General features: G+C 42.8%; 13 protein-coding genes. 7 read left to right on the top strand and 6 right to left on the bottom strand.

Features of this window, described 5'->3' with window-relative positions; translation table 11 throughout:
• Positions 1 to 161: 161 nt before the first annotated feature.
• Positions 162 to 1,097, bottom strand: a complete 936-nt coding sequence (locus K6V21_RS02995) for a helix-hairpin-helix domain-containing protein (protein ID WP_224320811.1) — start codon at positions 1,095 to 1,097, stop codon at positions 162 to 164.
• 3 nt (positions 1,098 to 1,100) lie between these two features.
• Entirely contained in the window at positions 1,101 to 2,471 is a 1,371-nt protein-coding gene (locus tag K6V21_RS02990; protein WP_007217022.1) for a sodium-dependent transporter, read from the bottom strand.
• A 104-nt stretch (positions 2,472 to 2,575) separates the two neighbouring features.
• On the opposite strand from K6V21_RS02990, the gene K6V21_RS02985 reads away from it, so the two are divergent.
• Positions 2,576 to 2,968 (top strand): VanZ family protein, encoded by a 393-nt coding sequence (locus K6V21_RS02985; protein ID WP_217712478.1) that lies wholly within the window; start codon positions 2,576 to 2,578, stop codon positions 2,966 to 2,968.
• A gap of 10 nt (positions 2,969 to 2,978) precedes the next feature.
• Here the strand turns inward: K6V21_RS02985 and K6V21_RS02980 are convergent, their stop codons facing one another.
• The 3 genes from K6V21_RS02980 to K6V21_RS02970 all read right to left on the bottom strand — a co-directional run bounded on the left by K6V21_RS02980 (position 2,979) and on the right by K6V21_RS02970 (position 8,449).
• On the bottom strand, positions 2,979 to 4,277 hold the full coding sequence (locus K6V21_RS02980; RefSeq protein WP_217712477.1) for a UDP-N-acetylmuramoyl-tripeptide--D-alanyl-D-alanine ligase: 1,299 nt from the start codon (positions 4,275 to 4,277) through the stop codon (positions 2,979 to 2,981).
• 100 nt (positions 4,278 to 4,377) lie between these two features.
• Positions 4,378 to 6,399 (bottom strand): sensor histidine kinase, encoded by a 2,022-nt coding sequence (locus K6V21_RS02975; RefSeq protein ID WP_217712476.1) that lies wholly within the window; start codon positions 6,397 to 6,399, stop codon positions 4,378 to 4,380.
• A 79-nt stretch (positions 6,400 to 6,478) separates the two neighbouring features.
• Complete coding sequence (locus K6V21_RS02970) at positions 6,479 to 8,449, bottom strand: sensor histidine kinase (protein WP_224320810.1); 1,971 nt, start codon at positions 8,447 to 8,449, stop codon at positions 6,479 to 6,481.
• Positions 8,450 to 8,574: 125 nt separating this feature from the next.
• Between K6V21_RS02970 and folP the strand changes: the two genes are divergently transcribed.
• The 5 genes from folP (at position 8,575) to K6V21_RS02945 (ending at position 13,770) form a co-directional block, all read left to right on the top strand.
• Entirely contained in the window at positions 8,575 to 9,441 is an 867-nt protein-coding gene (folP, locus tag K6V21_RS02965; RefSeq protein ID WP_217712474.1) for a dihydropteroate synthase, read from the top strand.
• 59 nt (positions 9,442 to 9,500) lie between these two features.
• On the top strand, positions 9,501 to 10,265 hold the full coding sequence (gene cdaA, locus K6V21_RS02960; RefSeq protein ID WP_007217028.1) for a diadenylate cyclase CdaA: 765 nt from the start codon (positions 9,501 to 9,503) through the stop codon (positions 10,263 to 10,265).
• A gap of 103 nt (positions 10,266 to 10,368) precedes the next feature.
• Entirely contained in the window at positions 10,369 to 11,907 is a 1,539-nt protein-coding gene (locus K6V21_RS02955; protein ID WP_007217029.1) for a TldD/PmbA family protein, read from the top strand.
• Complete coding sequence (locus K6V21_RS02950) at positions 11,907 to 13,226, top strand: TldD/PmbA family protein (RefSeq protein ID WP_224320809.1); 1,320 nt, start codon at positions 11,907 to 11,909, stop codon at positions 13,224 to 13,226. The genes K6V21_RS02955 and K6V21_RS02950 overlap by 1 nt, the downstream gene beginning before the upstream one ends.
• Before the next feature lie 79 nt (positions 13,227 to 13,305).
• Positions 13,306 to 13,770 (top strand): cupin domain-containing protein, encoded by a 465-nt coding sequence (locus K6V21_RS02945; RefSeq protein ID WP_007217031.1) that lies wholly within the window; start codon positions 13,306 to 13,308, stop codon positions 13,768 to 13,770.
• Between the two features lie 15 nt (positions 13,771 to 13,785).
• On the opposite strand, the gene K6V21_RS02940 is transcribed toward K6V21_RS02945, so the two are convergent.
• Positions 13,786 to 15,042: a cupin domain-containing carboxymuconolactone decarboxylase family protein gene (locus K6V21_RS02940; RefSeq protein WP_224320808.1), complete on the bottom strand. Its 1,257-nt coding sequence runs from the start codon at positions 15,040 to 15,042 to the stop codon at positions 13,786 to 13,788.
• Positions 15,043 to 15,612: 570 nt separating this feature from the next.
• Here K6V21_RS02940 and K6V21_RS02935 point away from each other — a divergent pair.
• Positions 15,613 to 15,768, top strand: a complete 156-nt coding sequence (locus K6V21_RS02935) for a hypothetical protein (protein WP_007217034.1) — start codon at positions 15,613 to 15,615, stop codon at positions 15,766 to 15,768.
• Positions 15,769 to 15,927: the final 159 nt, after the last annotated feature.

The following is a 15,927-nucleotide window of genomic DNA, read 5'->3' as shown; positions in this document are numbered from 1 at the left end:
CAGAGAACGCAGAGTTTTTAGACTTCTAATTCAGAGATAATTATAACCTCTGTGCTCTCTGTGTCCTCTGTGGTGAAATAATTCCTTTCTGTACCGATTTGAGTCAAATGCCGATTTCGTCCCAAGATCGCATATCTCTTTTATTAGCTTGCTTGTTTTATTTATTCAAAGCAGATATAGTGGCTGATTCTGTCCAGATCAGCTTTTGTAAATTCCTCGTAAAGGGAGAAAGGTTTAAGGCTTGTTAGCGAGCCTTTTTTCTTGCGGTATTCTACAATGGCTTTAGCTTGATAGAAGTTGATGTAAGGGTGGGAGCGCAATCTGTCTACACCGGTGCGGTTCAGGTTAATGCGGTGAACATTCGTCGGGTCGATACTGAACCATGCTTGCAGTTGCCGAGTATCCAGATTGATATCCTTTAATTGTTCTATTTGGTAGAATCCGCCAAGGCGTTGCCGATAACCCACAATCAGGCGGGCAATGCCGCTTCCGATACCCGGAATCTTTTTTAATTCGGTGGTGTCGGCGCGATTAAGATCAAGAATAGTGCCGGTTTTATATTTTATATTTTCCACTGGTACAGTTTCTGTAATATACAGTTGTGGTGTATGACGTACTGTGTCTTCCGGTGGAATATGTATGTAAGGTGACAGAACAAAGTATTGATCTTCTGTCATTCCATATATCTTTTTAAAATCTTCCGTTTTACGGAATTTGCCACCCTTTGCCCGATAGTGCAGGATATTCTTTGTCATCCATGCTGGTAGTCCTAAGTGTCGGAATGTTATGGAGTCAGCTGTATTGGGATTGAAAGAAGCCAGGATGATGGGAATGCTTTCTTCTTTCTTTTGCTTATAACTCGTATATTGTTTTTCATCGGATTGCTCTTTTTCTTCCAGTGAGGCTATGAATTCTTCATATTCCTGTTGGGCGGTAGCTTGTATAGCCCTGTCATTCGGGGAGATTTGATCTCTTCGTTGCCAGGCGGATATAAGATACCCGGCGAGAAAGACGATACAGATAGTCGCTATGAGCATCAGGATACCTCGCTTTTCTCCCCGGGTAAAGTAAAAGAAATCTTTAAATAGATTCTGCATCTCCTACAATTTCAAGAATCCCAATTCCTTAATAAAGATGAGTGAAATTGCTATCGGAGCTATAAACTTCAATATGAAAATCAGCAATTTGTAGAACGTTACTTTCAGTGTTCCGTTGTTGCTGACTTCTTCCCAGACAATCTTTTTATTCAGATACCAGCCGGTAAAGATGGAAATGCACAGACCACCTAACGGCAACATGATCTTAGCTGTGACAAAGTCGAACATGTCGAATAAATTCAAGCCGAACAGAGTATATCCTTTACCTACTCCCAATGAAAGAGAACATAAGGTTCCCAAAAACATACAACCGCCCGTTACGAAGCTTGCCGCGCGTTTCCGACTCAGGTGGAATTCCTCGTGCAGATAAGCCGTTACCACTTCGTGCATAGAGATGGTGGAAGTCAGTGCTGCAACTGCCAGAAGAATATAAAACATGACTGAAAATATATAAGCTAATAAAGGTACTCCGCTAAATGCCTGTTGGAATACATTGGGTAGTGTAATGAAGATAAGACTCGGACCGGCATCCGGCTGAATGCCCACCGAGAATGCAGCAGGAAAGATGATAAGTCCTGCCAATATAGCTACAAATGTATCGATAATACTAACGCTGAAAGCAGTTTTAGTCAGATTCGTGTCTTTTTTGAAATACGATGCATAGGTGCAAAGGCATCCCATTCCCAGACTCAGGGAGAAGAAGGCCTGTCCCATGGCACTCAGGAATACGTTGGTAGTTACCTTATCCCATTCCGGCTTCAGAAGAAACTCCAGACCGGCACCGGAGCCTGGTAATGCAATGGAACAGCCTGCCAGTATGATTAACAGAATAAATAGCATCGGCATCATAATCTTAGCAGACTTTTCGATGCCTTTTTCCACCCCTTTTACGATGATGAAGTGGGTGGCGAGAAGAAAGAGTATCAGCCAAATAACCGGACGCCAGGGATTAGAAGAGAATGAATTAAATGTATTAATATAATCGGCTGCCGTTTTTCCGGCAAAGTTATCGGTAACAGCTTCACCTATGAATTCCAGTGTCCAGCCGGCCACTACGGAATAGTAGCTCAAGATCAGAAAACCTGCCAATACTCCCATACGGCCTACCCAACGCCAGTGCGTACCCGGTGCCAGTTTTTGATAAGCACCGGCAGTGTTGGCGCGTGAATGACGTCCGATGAGAAATTCGGATACCATGATAGGAATTCCCAATATAAGTACACATGCTAAGTAGATGAGAATAAACGCAGCACCACCGTGATTACCTGTCTCGTAGGGAAACCGCCAGATGTTACCCAGACCGACCGCGGAACCTGCCGAAGCAAGTATGACACCTAATTTGCTCCCAAAATTGGCTCTGTCATTTTTAGTCATAAAAAAGTAGATTTTTCTTTCATTTCGTTATTATTCTCTACTAGAACATGCAAATATAGAAAATGTTCTGTACTTTTGCGCACAAATCGTTCATAAATTGAGATATGCTATACTATATTAAGAAATATCCGGTATCATTACTGATTATACTGACGGTAATCTATTTGTCGTTCTTTAAACCGCCTACCACCGATTTGAGCAATATTCCTAATATTGATAAAATCGTACACATTTGTATGTATTTAGGGATGTCCGGTATGCTGTGGCTGGAATTCCTGCGGGCGCACCAAAAAGGAGATTCTCCATTGTGGCATGCGTGGGTAGGAGCATTTGTCTGTCCGGTATTATTTAGTGGAATGGTGGAATTGTTGCAGGAATACTGCACTACTTATCGTGGAGGCGATTGGCTGGACTTTGCAGCCAATACAACAGGAGCGCTGATTGCTTCGCTGATAGGATACTTTGTGTTACGTCCGCGAATGGCGAAGAAACAATAATGGTGATTGACTATAAATAATCAATCACCGTACTCAGTTTAATTCCGTTCGATCCTTTGATAAGGATTGTTTTTCCATGAGGTTTGCTTTTCTGTAAAACTTCAATGACCGCCGGGGCATCCGGATAAGTCGGGAAGTTATGTTTCGCGGCAGCGAATTGGTCTCCTACCAGCATTACATCCTTGAAACCACATTCTGTCAGGAAGTCTGCAATCTTCTGATGTTCTTCCGGACCATCCTTTCCCAATTCTCTCATATCTCCCAATATCAGCATTTTATTTTCAACTTCCATATTACGGAAGTTGCTGATGGAAGCCTGCATGCTGGTGGGGTTGGCGTTGTATGCATCAATAATCAGCGTATTATCTGCGGTTTGTTTCAACTGCGAACGATTATTCTGTGGAGCATATTCAGCTAAAGCAATATCTATTTTTCCCGGTTCCACATCAAAGAAACGACCGATGGTGATAGCAGCCAACGCATTCGGGAAGTTATATTCACCAATCAGTTGCGTCTTCACTTCATGGTGTTCACCGTCTTTGCCCGCTTTCCATTCAAAAGTGAGATAAGGGGAATTGCCGGTCACGTGCCCGCTGATGTATAGCCCGTCTTCGCTTCCGTAAGAAATCAGGTTTAATCCTCCGGCAATCTCTTTCAGAAATGCGTTGTCGTGATGAATGAAGACTGTAGAGTTTTTCCGCTCGCGGAGGTAATCGTACAGTTCGCCTTTGGTCTTGATAACTCCTTCGAAAGAACCGAAACCTTCCAGATGCGCCTTGCCTACATTGGTGATGATGCCATAATCCGGTTCGGCTATATTTACTAATTCTTTGATGTCTCCCGGATGGCTGGCACCCATTTCTATGATGCCGAGTTCATGTTCCGGTTTCAGACGCAGCAAGGTGAGGGGGACGCCGATGTGGTTATTCAAGTTCCCCAGTGTATAAAGTATATTATATTTCTGCAACAGGACGGCAGCCATTAGTTCTTTGGTGGTGGTTTTCCCATTGGTGCCCGTGATACCGATGAGGCGTGTGCCCAGTTGGCGGCGATGGTAATTGGCAAGTTGTTGCAGCGTATGCAGGCAATTGTCTACTAATATATAATGTGAATCGCCTGTCGGGGCGTGTTCGGCTTCGTCTACTACTGCGTATGCACTTCCTGATTCCAATGCTTTGGCGGCAAAGGCATTTCCGTTGAAATTATCGCCTTTCAGGGCAATGAATAAAGAACCTTCAGGACAGTTGCGGCTGTCGGTTGTCACGCTGGTGCATTCCAGATATATCTTGTAAAGGGTGGTGATATCCATAACTATCTTCTTTTTGAAACGTTGTTATATTCTGTTGTCTAAAACGTTGCAAAGATAGATATTCTCCGTAATGGTGGTACGCTTACGGTGAAAATGTTTTTTATTCCTTCAACGGTAAAGTCAGGATAAAGCGGCAGCCGGCTGTATAGGTTGAGTCTACAAGAAGGGTGCCTCCCATCTTTTCGGCAATCATGCGGCTGATGGATAACCCCAACCCTGTGCCGGGAACAAACGAGTCCAGTTTGGTGAAACGCTCAAATACAGTTTCTTGCTTATCTGCCGGAATGCCGATACCCGTATCGGTTACACTAAACAGAATTATTTTCTCCTCTTCGCGGATATGGTAGGTGAGGGTGATGCTGCCTTCTTGCGTGAACTTTGCCGCGTTTTGCAGAAGATTCATTAATATCTGCGAAATGCGGTCGGGATTTGTTTGCATGGTAAAGTTCTCCCGTTCGGGGGTGAATATCAGTTGCACATCCGGTTTTAGTTTGAAGCGCACCTGGTCTATGCAGGTTTGGCAGACGCCTGTAATATCTGCAATGGTCTGTGCAGGTATCTCCCGCTCACCATCCAGATAGGAAAGGTCGAGCACGTCATTGACGAGTTGCAGAAGGTTGGTGCTGTTCTGCTCGATAATATGGGCATACTCTTTTGTATCGTCGCTATCGCTGAAGTAACTGCTGAGAATTTGTGAGAAGCCTACGATGGAGTTTAGTGGCGTACGTATCTCGTGGCTCATGTTCTGAATGAATTCCGACTTCATGCGGCTGCCGTCTTCTGCTTGCTCTTTAGCGTATTTCAGCTCTTCTTGCGAGCGGAGCAATTCATTGTTTTTTTCGCTGAGTTGCTTCTGTGATATGCGTAGCCGCCCATTGAGGAGGTGCTCGCGGTAAAAGATGATAAAACCGAGAGTTAGTAATGCAATCAGGAAAATGATAATACGTTGCTTGTTCGCCAAATCGCGTTGCTGCATTTGTTGCTGCAGTTCGCTCTTTTCCAGGTTCAGCCGCTCTACACCCAGCATGGCGGCAAACTCTCCTGCCGTAATATTTTCGTTGCTTATTTGGGCAGAGTCATTCAGAGTGTAGTATTCATTATAATATCGGGCTGCTTGGGGTAAATCTCCCATTTCATAGTATATTGCAGCCCGGTTGAGAACGTCCTCAATAAAACTTTTGTCATTAGGGTGGTATACGCTGATGATGTGGTCCTGAACTTCCAGAGCTTTTTCATATTGTTTTGTTGCTATATAGTATTGTTTCAGGACTCCATCATATTCTTGCAGATTCTTCTGCACTTCTTTTTTAGAGTTGGATAAGTCTTTGGCTTTTTTCAGGTATTCCCATGCCTGGGCATTATCTTCGATTAAAAGATAATATTGGGCGAGGCGGACATAATAATAGAATTCCTGTGTACTGCTATAAATGCAGGTAGCGCTTTTATTGAGGTATTCAATAGCTTTATCGGCTTCACCTGTCAGGCTATAAAGCCCTCCCAATATCGAATAGGTGGTGGATAAGTTATATTTGTCCAGGTCGTATTCCAGTGTGATTTCTATTTCTTTCTTTTTATTATCGATAGCCAGGCTGTACAGTCTTTTGAGCTGGTAAATGCTGCTTAGTACGTTGTAGGCATTGGCAATTCCATCCATGTACTTTTCCTGTTCCGCTTCCTGCATCATCTTGTTTGCTTCGTATAGCGCTATGTTGTTTTGATGCTGTTTGATGTAGTAGTTGATGAGCCGTTTGCTCCATGCGAAGTAGTAGTATTTAGGCTGATTGGTCTTTCTGGCAAAGTCTTTTACTATATTTACATAATGGGTGATGCTGTCCAATTGCTTGTTTTGATAATAATAGAAGTCCAGTTTATTACACAAGGCTACTGCTTGCATACGCTGGTCGCCTTTTTCGCCTGCCATGCGGAAAAGAGTATCGGACATTTGTATTACGGTAGGAGAGCTCACTTCTGCTTTGCAATGCAGATAGTAAACATATAATGTGCTATCTACATTGTATTCTTTCTGCGTGTCTCTTTGCTGCGCTCGCATGGGGAGGCTGCATAATGTGGTGAGGCAGAGCAAAACGGTAAGGATATGCCGGGATGTCCTTCTTGTGTTCATTAATTGATTCTTAATGCGCTTGCTGCAAAGTTAATTTATCTTTTTTGAAACTAAAAGACTTTACGGTGTTTTGTTCATGTCATTTTATGGGTAAAGTTAATACGAAGCTGCATCCTTCGGTATATTTATCATCGAGCACCAGACTACCGTCCATTTTTTCCATGATGAGGCGCCCAAGTGCTAATCCCAGTCCGGTTCCTGTGGAGAATGTATCTATTTTGGCAAAACGTTCGAATACAAAGTCCTGCTTGTCCTGGGGGATGCCGATTCCGGTGTCTGTTACGGAAATCACCAATGACCGTTGCTTAGGATTGATATGCCAACTGAGTGTGATGCTGCCTTTTTCGGTGAATCGGGCTGAATTGTGGAGCAAGTGCGATACCACTTGAGTGAGGCGTCCGGGATTAGTGTACAGGTGGAGCTCGTCCTGTTCCGGTTGGTAAACCAGCTCTACTCCAGGTTTGAGTGAGCTTTTAGCCTTTTCCACCCATTGACGGCACAGTGCGTTTATCTCTACTTTAGTATCGGTGGGGATGGGTGTGCCGCTATCAAGACTGGATAATTCCAATACGTTGTCTACCAATTGAAGCAAATGATTACTGCCTTGCTCGATGATAGTCGTATATTCTTTCGATTCTTCGTCTTCTTCAGAAATTTTGCAGCTGAGTATTTGCGAAAAACCTACTATAGAATTGAGTGGAGTGCGTATCTCATGGCTCATATTCTGTATGAATTCCGTTTTCATACGACTAGCGCTCTGTTCTGCATCTTTGGCACGCCGCAGAACTTTATTCAGTTGGGTTTCGCGGAAGAACATGACACCTACGATCACTACTATGATACATAGTAGAATGATGAGATACCGGCGTTTTTCCAATTGTATTTCCTGATTTTTCTGTATTAACTCCTTGTTTTCTAAATTAAGATGTTCCATTCCCAAAATGGTTGCGAACTCTCCTACAGCTATGTCTTCCTGGGCACTATTCAGTGAATCACTGAGTTCAAAAGCTTTTTCATAACTCTCAATTGCTTTCTGATAGTCCTTTTTTGCAGTATAGATAGACCCACGTTTGCGGTATAGTGTAGGGGTGATAAATCCATTTTGGCTCAGCTTTTCAAAGGCTTGCTGGAATACCCCCAGGGCTTTATCGTATTCGCCGGTTTCTATGTAATAATTGGTTTCAATTTCTAGTAGATTAGTAGCACGCTTAATACGCAGTTCGGTATTCTTGCTGAAAAGTTGTGTGGTTTCTTTTAGTGTTTCCCGGGCTTTGACCATATCTTTGGTGTGAATATAATAACGAAGTAGTCCGCATAGATAAGCTCCTTGGTTTAGTTCATTCCCAATATACAATTTACTTTCTTCAAGAGCCTCCCAGGCCTTTGCTGGTTCGTTGGTACGGAGGTAGCAGTTACCTAATTCAAGATATTTGTTTGCCAGATTATATTTATTCAGGTTATATTTTAATGTGAGATCTATCAGTTTTTGTGCATATACAGTGGCTTGTTTGTAGAGTTCTTTACTCTGATAGATGCGCAACAGTGCTTGGTAGCAATTCTGCATGCCATCAATTTCTTCCCGACTTTCCGATTCTTGTTGCATCTTGTTGGCTTCATAGAGGGCCAGGTTTAATTTCTTCTGTTTGGTATAGTAAGTTATGAGACGGTTGGCCCAGGCAAAATAATAATATTGAGGTTGATTGGTTTTCCGGGCAAAGTCTTTGATGGTGTTGGTATACAATATCAGGCTGTCCTCTTGGCCTTCAAAGGACGGACCAAAATAGAAATGATCTGTTTTGCTGGATATGGCGACTGCCTGCATACGTAAATCTCCTTTTTCTTTGGCCATAAGGAATAACGTATCAAGCATCTGCATGACAGAAGGAGATTTTATTTCTGCCTTACAATGTTGATAATATACAAATAATGTACTGTCAACATGATACTTTTCTTGTTCGCTTGTCTGTTGCCCGTGAATATGTCCGGGAATAAGCAACCAGAAAAGTAGTAGGAAAAGAGAGACCAGCCCAGTCGTTCTGCATGCTTCCATAGTTTACTACTTCTATCTATTGGTTGTTAATCCTGAGCAAAGTTAACTTGTTTTTTTGTATTTAATGTATTTACGATAATCTTTTTTGGTTACATTTGCAAAGTATAAACGAAAAAGGATTATCCATGGAAATATTATCCTCTAAATATATTAACGTCAACGGTTCTTTGCTCGACCTGTCCGTTCCCTGCGTCATGGGAATATTAAATATTACTCCTGATTCTTTCTATGCCGGTTCACGTATGCAGACTGAGGCTGAGATAACTGCACGGGCACAGCAGATCTTGGATGAAGGTGCCGGAATTATAGATATCGGTGCATATTCTTCCCGGCCGAATGCGGAGAATGTTTCTCCTCATGAAGAAATGGAACGTTTGCGTATGGGATTGGAAATCTTGCGTAGGACACAACCCGGAGCAGTTATTTCTGTCGATACTTTCAGGGCGGATGTGGCACGGATGTGTGTGGAAGAATATGGAGTGGCAATCATCAATGATATTGCTGCCGGAGAGATGGATGCGGATATGTTTCGTACAGTGGCCGAACTGAATGTACCTTATATCATGATGCACATGCAGGGAACCCCGCAGAATATGCAGCAACATCCGCACTATGACAATCTTTTGAAAGAGGTCTTCTTGTATTTTGCGCAGAAGGTGCAGCAATTACGTGACATGGGTATGAAGGATATTATTCTTGATCCCGGTTTTGGCTTCGGTAAGACGGTGGAACATAACTATGAGCTTCTGGCGCATCTCGAAGAGTTTCGTATTTTTGAGTTGCCTTTATTGGTAGGTGTTTCCCGTAAGTCGATGATTTATCGTCTGTTGGGGAATACTCCACAGGACGCATTGAACGGAACAACAGTACTCGATACGATTTGTCTGCTGAAGGGTGCTGATATTCTCCGGGTGCATGATGTACGAGAAGCTGTGGAAACGGTGAAGATTGTGGAGGCGATGAGAAGGAATGGTGATAAGGTGATGGAGTGATAAGTGACAGAGGAAGGTCACTTGGCTCATAAATTATAAATCATAAATCTTAAACTATTGTGTTTTTTGATATTGGAGTAAAAGATATTATCGACGTTTTGCTGGTTGCATTTCTGCTTTACTATACGTATAAGCTGATGAAAGCTTCCGGTTCCATCAATGTGTTTACGGGTATCCTGATATTCATATTGATCTGGTTGGTAGTGTCGCAGGTATTGGAGATGAAGTTGCTCGGTTCCATCTTTGACAAGTTGGTGAGCGTGGGTGTGGTAGCACTTATCATCCTTTTTCAGGATGAGATACGGCGTTTCTTACTGACGCTTGGTTCACATCAGCATGCCAGTGCATTGGTACGCTTCTTCACCGGGAATAAGAAGGAGAATATGCAGCATGATGAAATCATGCCGGTGGTCATGGCATGTATCAGCATGGGTAAACAGAAAGTAGGAGCTTTGATTGTGATTGAGCATAATTTCCCGTTGGACGATGTGGTGCGCACGGGCGAAGTTATCAATGCTGATATCAACCAGCGTCTGATAGAGAATATCTTTTTCAAGAACAGCCCTTTGCATGATGGTGCAATGATTATCAGTAAGGGGCGTATTAAGGCAGCGGGATGTATTTTGCCGGTATCGCACAATTTGGACATACCGAAGGAACTGGGACTGCGACATCGTGCGGCGATGGGTATCTCTCAGGAATCCGATGCATTGGCTATTATCGTTTCCGAAGAGACCGGTTCCATTTCCGTAGCTCATAAGGGACAATTCCATTTGCGCTTGAATGCGGAAGAATTAGAAAGCCTGTTGACGAAAGAAAATTAGTTTCAGTTGTGACAAAATGATATTAAATTGCGTCTTATATACTGAAAACATATTTTATATAAAGAATATAACTTGATTATTAGCAATCTTAAAGAATAAAAAGATGGATAGACGGAATTTCTTACGGATGGGTAGTCTGGCGGTATTAGGTTCGCTGGCTGCTCCGTCGCTTGCCTTACCTGATACGGTACGGGGAGCTTTGGGAGGCACGGATAACAAATCTGCTGTAGCTGCGGCTATGAAGCATTTCGGTGTAACGGAGGCAGACCTGAAGAAGGTATTGACAGCTGCACTTGAAAAAGGTGGGGATTATGCGGACCTTTATTTTGAACACTCTTTTAATAATGCTGTAGCCCTGATGGACGGTAAAGTGAACAATTGCAGTTCAAATATTGACTTCGGTATGGGTGTACGTGTATTAGCCGGTGACCAAAGCGGTTATGCTTATGTGGAAGGTGTGACGTTGGAAGAAATGTTGCGTGCCGCACGTACGGCTGCCCGTATTGCTTCTTCCGGTAAGGCTGGAAAGCCTGTCGCATTTAAGGAGAAGACGATTGAAAGAGATCGTTATTCTGTAGTTACTCCTTGGGAAGAAGTGAGCTTGAAAGAGAAAATGCCTTATCTGCAAAAACTGAATGATAAAGTCTTTGCGTTGGACAATCGTGTACGTAAGGTGCAGGCTTCTTTGAGCGACAACACAACACATGTATTGTTCTGTAATTCAGAAGGTGTGACTTACTATGATTACCGTCCGATGGTATCCTATATGGCTTTCTGTATTATGGAAGAGAACGGACGTATGGAAAATAACTACGCCACTCGTTCCTATCGTAAAGGATTTGAGTTTATGACGGATGATATTATCGAAGTGATAGCTCGCGAAGTTGTAGACAATACAGCAATCATGTTTAAAGCCATTAAGCCTAAAGGTGGTGAACTCCCTGTGGTGATGGCATCCGGCGGTTCGGGTATCTTGTTGCACGAAGCTATCGGACATGCGTTTGAAGCTGATTTCAACCGTAAGAATGTTTCTATCTTTGCTGATCAATTGAACAAGAAAGTATGTAATGAACATATCAGTGTGGTAGATGACGGTACGATTCCTTTCAATCGTGGTTCTGTAAACTTCGATGATGAAGGTATAGAAGGACAGAAGACTTATATCGTGAAGGATGGCATATTGACCAGTTATCTGCACGACCGTATCAGTTCTAAACATTACGGTGTGGCTCCTACCGGAAACGGACGTCGCGATACTTTCCGTAATGTTCCTATTCCTCGTATGCGTGCCACGTATATGGAAGCCGGAGATATGAAGGAAGAAGATATCATCTCTACTGTAAAGAATGGTATTTATGCACAACAATTCACTAACGGACAGGTGCAGATTGGTGCAGGTGACTTTACGTTCTTCGTAAAATTCGGTTATATGATTGAAGACGGTAAGCTGACGCAGCCTATCAAAGATATCAACATTATCGGTAATGGACCCAAAGCATTGGCAGACATCACGATGGTGGCAAGCAATGATCAGATCGATAACGGTACGTGGACATGCGGTAAGGACGGACAGTCTTGTCCGGTGACCTGTGGTATGCCTTCGGCTTTAGTAAGTAAATTAACTGTAGGAGGAGAAAACTGATGATAACAGATAATAATAAAAAACTGGCTCAATGGGCGATGGATTTCGCTTTGAAGAATGGTTGCCAGGCAGCCAAAGTTGTATTGTATGCCAATTCAAACACTTCTTTTGAATTGCGTGATGCTAAGATGGATCGTCTGCAACAGGCTTCTGAGAGTGGCATGGGAATCAGCGTATACGTAGACGGACGTTACGGTAATTATTCTACCAACCGTCTGGATAAGAAAGAACTTGAAACATTTATCAAGAATGGTATCGAGTCTACCCGTTATCTGGCTCCGGATGAATTCCGTGTATTGGCAGATCCTGCCCGCTATTATACAGGTGGGAAACCCGATTTGCAGATGTTCGATGATAAGATCTTTGGTATCAATCCGGATGATAAAGTAGCTTTGGCCCGTGCTGCCGCTGGAGAAGTTATGGGTAAGAATGACCGTATCATCTCAGTAGAGACCTCATACAGTGATGGTGAGAATGCTTCTTACCGTCTGATGAGTAATGGTTTTGAAGGTGAATCCAAATCAACCTGGTATTCAGTTTCTGCCAGTGTAGCCATTAAGGGTGAAGGTGAAGCCCGTCCGTCTGATTATTGGTATGGAAGCTCCCTGTTCTATGATAAATTGCCTAAAACGGATATCGGTTCAGTAGCACTGGAACGTGTCTTGCGTAAATTGGGACAGAAGAAAGCTAAGTCTGGTAAATATACAATGGTGGTTGATCCGATAAATTCGGGACGTATGTTGAGTCCTGTATTGAGTGCTCTTTACGGCTCCTCTTTGCAGCAAAAGAACTCTTTCCTGATTGATAAACTGGATCAGAAAGTATTCTCGGATAAGTTGACTGTAATGGATGATCCGCACGTGATAGGTGCCAATGGTTCACGTTATTTCGACAACGAAGGTGTGGCAACGGAACATCGTCCGATCTTTGAGAATGGTGTGTTGAAGACTTACTTCTTTGATACCTATAATGCTAAGAAGATGGGTGTAGCTCCTACTATTAGCGGTCCGTCACGTCTGGTACTTACTCCGGGTGATAAAGATCTTAATGGTTTGATTGCTGATGTGGCGAATGGTATCCTTGTTACCGGTTTGAATGGTGGTAACAGCAATAGCAACACAGGTGACTTCTCTTACGGCATCGAAGGATTCCTCATAGAGAACGGTAAATTGACGCAACCTGTCAATGAAATGAATGTTACCGGAAACTTCCTGACGTTGTGGAACTCGTTGGCGGCTATCGGTAATGATGCTCGTACGGATCGTAGCTGGCTGGTTCCTTCATTAGTGTTTGAAGGAGTTGACTTCAGTGGACTTTAAGAGATTCTAAATAAAAGAAATCCCGCTTTTCTATGATGTTTATCACGGAAGAGCGGGATTGATTAATAATAATATAGGTATGAAAGCAATTGACTGGATAAATCATCTGAATATGAGTCGCCATCCTGAAGGTGGATACTACAAAGAAATATTTCGTTCCGAAAAACTGATTGATAACGATAAATCAGCCATGACCTCCATTTATTACCTGTTGGAAAATGAGGATAAATCAGCTTTTCACAGACTGACTTCTCCCGAGGTGTGGTACTACCATGCGGGATATCCCCTGATGCTACATGTGATCCATCCCGATGGTAGATTAGTTACTCACTTGATGACTGCTGACTTTTCGGGCGAACAGCAGGTTGCCATTGAACCCGGATGTTGGTTTGCTGCTGAATTGCCTTCGCATTTCGGATATGCATTGGTCAGTTGTGCCGTTGCTCCCGGTTTTACCTTCGATGATTTTGAGTTGGGTACGTTCGATCGTTTATCGAAACTTTACCCGGATCATGAAGATTTGCTAAAACGGTTGTGTCAATAAAGATGGAAGAAAGTATTATGCTTCTTTGATAATATCCAGTACCTTTATTGCAGCCGGAAAACCGATATAAGGCATACATTGTATGACAGCGGCAGTCAGCGTTTCCTTACTGTTCCCTACTTTCAGATTGGCTTGAAGATGTGATTGAAGTTGGGGTTCTGCACCAATTACAGTCAGTACGCAGAAGGTCAATAATTCACGCGTTTGGGGATTCAGTCCGCTCCGGGTTTGGAAATCTCCGAAATGAACTTCCGTCAGGAAACGTGCTACGTCGGTTCCCATGCCGCCCGGAACATCTTTCAGGAATTCCTTCATAACCTCTCCGTAAAGCGGCTTTTGAATAGCAAGGCCTTTTTCAAAACGATTTTCTTCTGTCACTGTTTCCTGTTTTTCCAAAGGTAATTTGATACCTCTTTCCGTAAATGTGGAGTTTATTGTGCCCAATGCATTCAATACTTTAGGGAAACCGATAATGGGAGCGCACTGATAGATGGCCTCGCGCAGTTCTATAGGAGTTACCCCTACGTTTAGTGCAGCTCCGGCATGACTTTTAAGCTGTGGCAGTTGCTGCATGGCGGCTAATGATACGCAAGTAATCATCTCACGGGTTTTCATATCCAGATCACCTGTGCGAAACACTTCTCCAAAGATATATTTCTGAAGTATATCCATCATTTCCGGATCTGTACCTTCTCCGGTCAAAGCTTCTCCACCGAATAGTTGGGTGTAGTTCTCTTTGCATAATTCAATTCTATTCTTATCCTTTCCATTCTTACTGCTTCTGTCTTTTACAGCTTCCGCATATTCTTCATCATTCACCACCTCAAGCCAGGTATTCTGATTCGTTTGCGGATTGCACGCTATGGCAAGGTGTGAGAACCAACTATCGGGTGCGGCACCGTGCCAATGTTCTATGTTGGGAGCTATTTCTACTACATCGCCGGGCAACAGGCGGCGTGCAGCCTTTCCGCGTTCCTGATAATAGCCTACACCACCTACGGCAATCAGTAGTTGCCCGCCTGTGTGGCTGTGCCAGTTATTGCGGCAACCGGGCTCAAACGTAACGTTGGACATCGGTACATTTAATTCTTTGCTGGTAGTCAAAGGTGCCAGCCAGGATTTACCTGTGAAATACTGTGCGTAGCCAGTATTCTCTTCCCCTACCGGGAAGTCACTAATTTTTGGAACTTCTGTTTTCATATCTTGTGCGTTTATATTGCCTGTACCGATTAAAACAACCGTTATGGCAATGATTATTCTTTTCAAATTCATAATATCTTGTTTTTATGGTGGTAGATTCTATTGTCTCGGTTGTTCTGTATCCGGTTCTTCAAAACCATTGCAAGAATTGCTGCATGCCGTTATTGTAAAGGCAAACAATAACATTACCGAAAATGATGATAGCTTTTTCATATTACTTCTTTATTAAATTAATATTTATGGGATTCTGCATTCGCTTCATTTACAATGCAAAATTACCGAAGATATTCCGTAAACGTCGTATACAGATTACAGATAAAAGTAACTAAATTACTGTTTTTACCGGTTGGCGGGATTAGTTTATAACCGTTCCGTTTTGAGGCAAAAGCCGCATGTTCAATTTATTGGGCGAATATCCTGTGGTATCTTTTTCTGTTCAGTTCTCATAGGAGTTTTTTTATATATTTGTCAGCACTTCGTCACTCTTGAAGTAAGAGGCAGATATATAGCATGTTATCAGTGCTGATAACAGTGACGGTAAGTGCTGACAAGTGTTTTGTCGTCACTGTTTTTATTCAGTTTCTTTACAAAACAGTCGATTAATGTATTCATTATCAGACTGTAATATAACTTTTTACTTTTATGGCTGATATTGGTGCGAATACTCTGTTTTTGTCTGCATACTATGGGCTTTCATTGCTCTGGGACGAATACGCTGCTACCGGTTCTACAGATATGAAGTTTGTTCCCTATGATGGTACGTCAGTTTCCTTTCGTGGGAACGGTCGTTTCTCTTGATGGGAACGGCCGTTTCTCTTAATGGGAACGACCGTTTCTCTTAATGGGAACGATCGTTTCCCTTAATGGGTGATGTGTACTGGTTTTAGTTGACAACTTCGTTTGTTATAACTGGATTAGTTTACTCAATATACTTTAATATCTAAACAGGTTTACTTT

Source organism: Bacteroides cellulosilyticus (genome assembly GCF_020091405.1).
GTDB lineage: Bacteria > Bacteroidota > Bacteroidia > Bacteroidales > Bacteroidaceae > Bacteroides.
The sequence above is the reverse complement of the archived record's forward strand: the minus strand, read 5'-3'. Positions and strand labels throughout refer to the sequence as shown.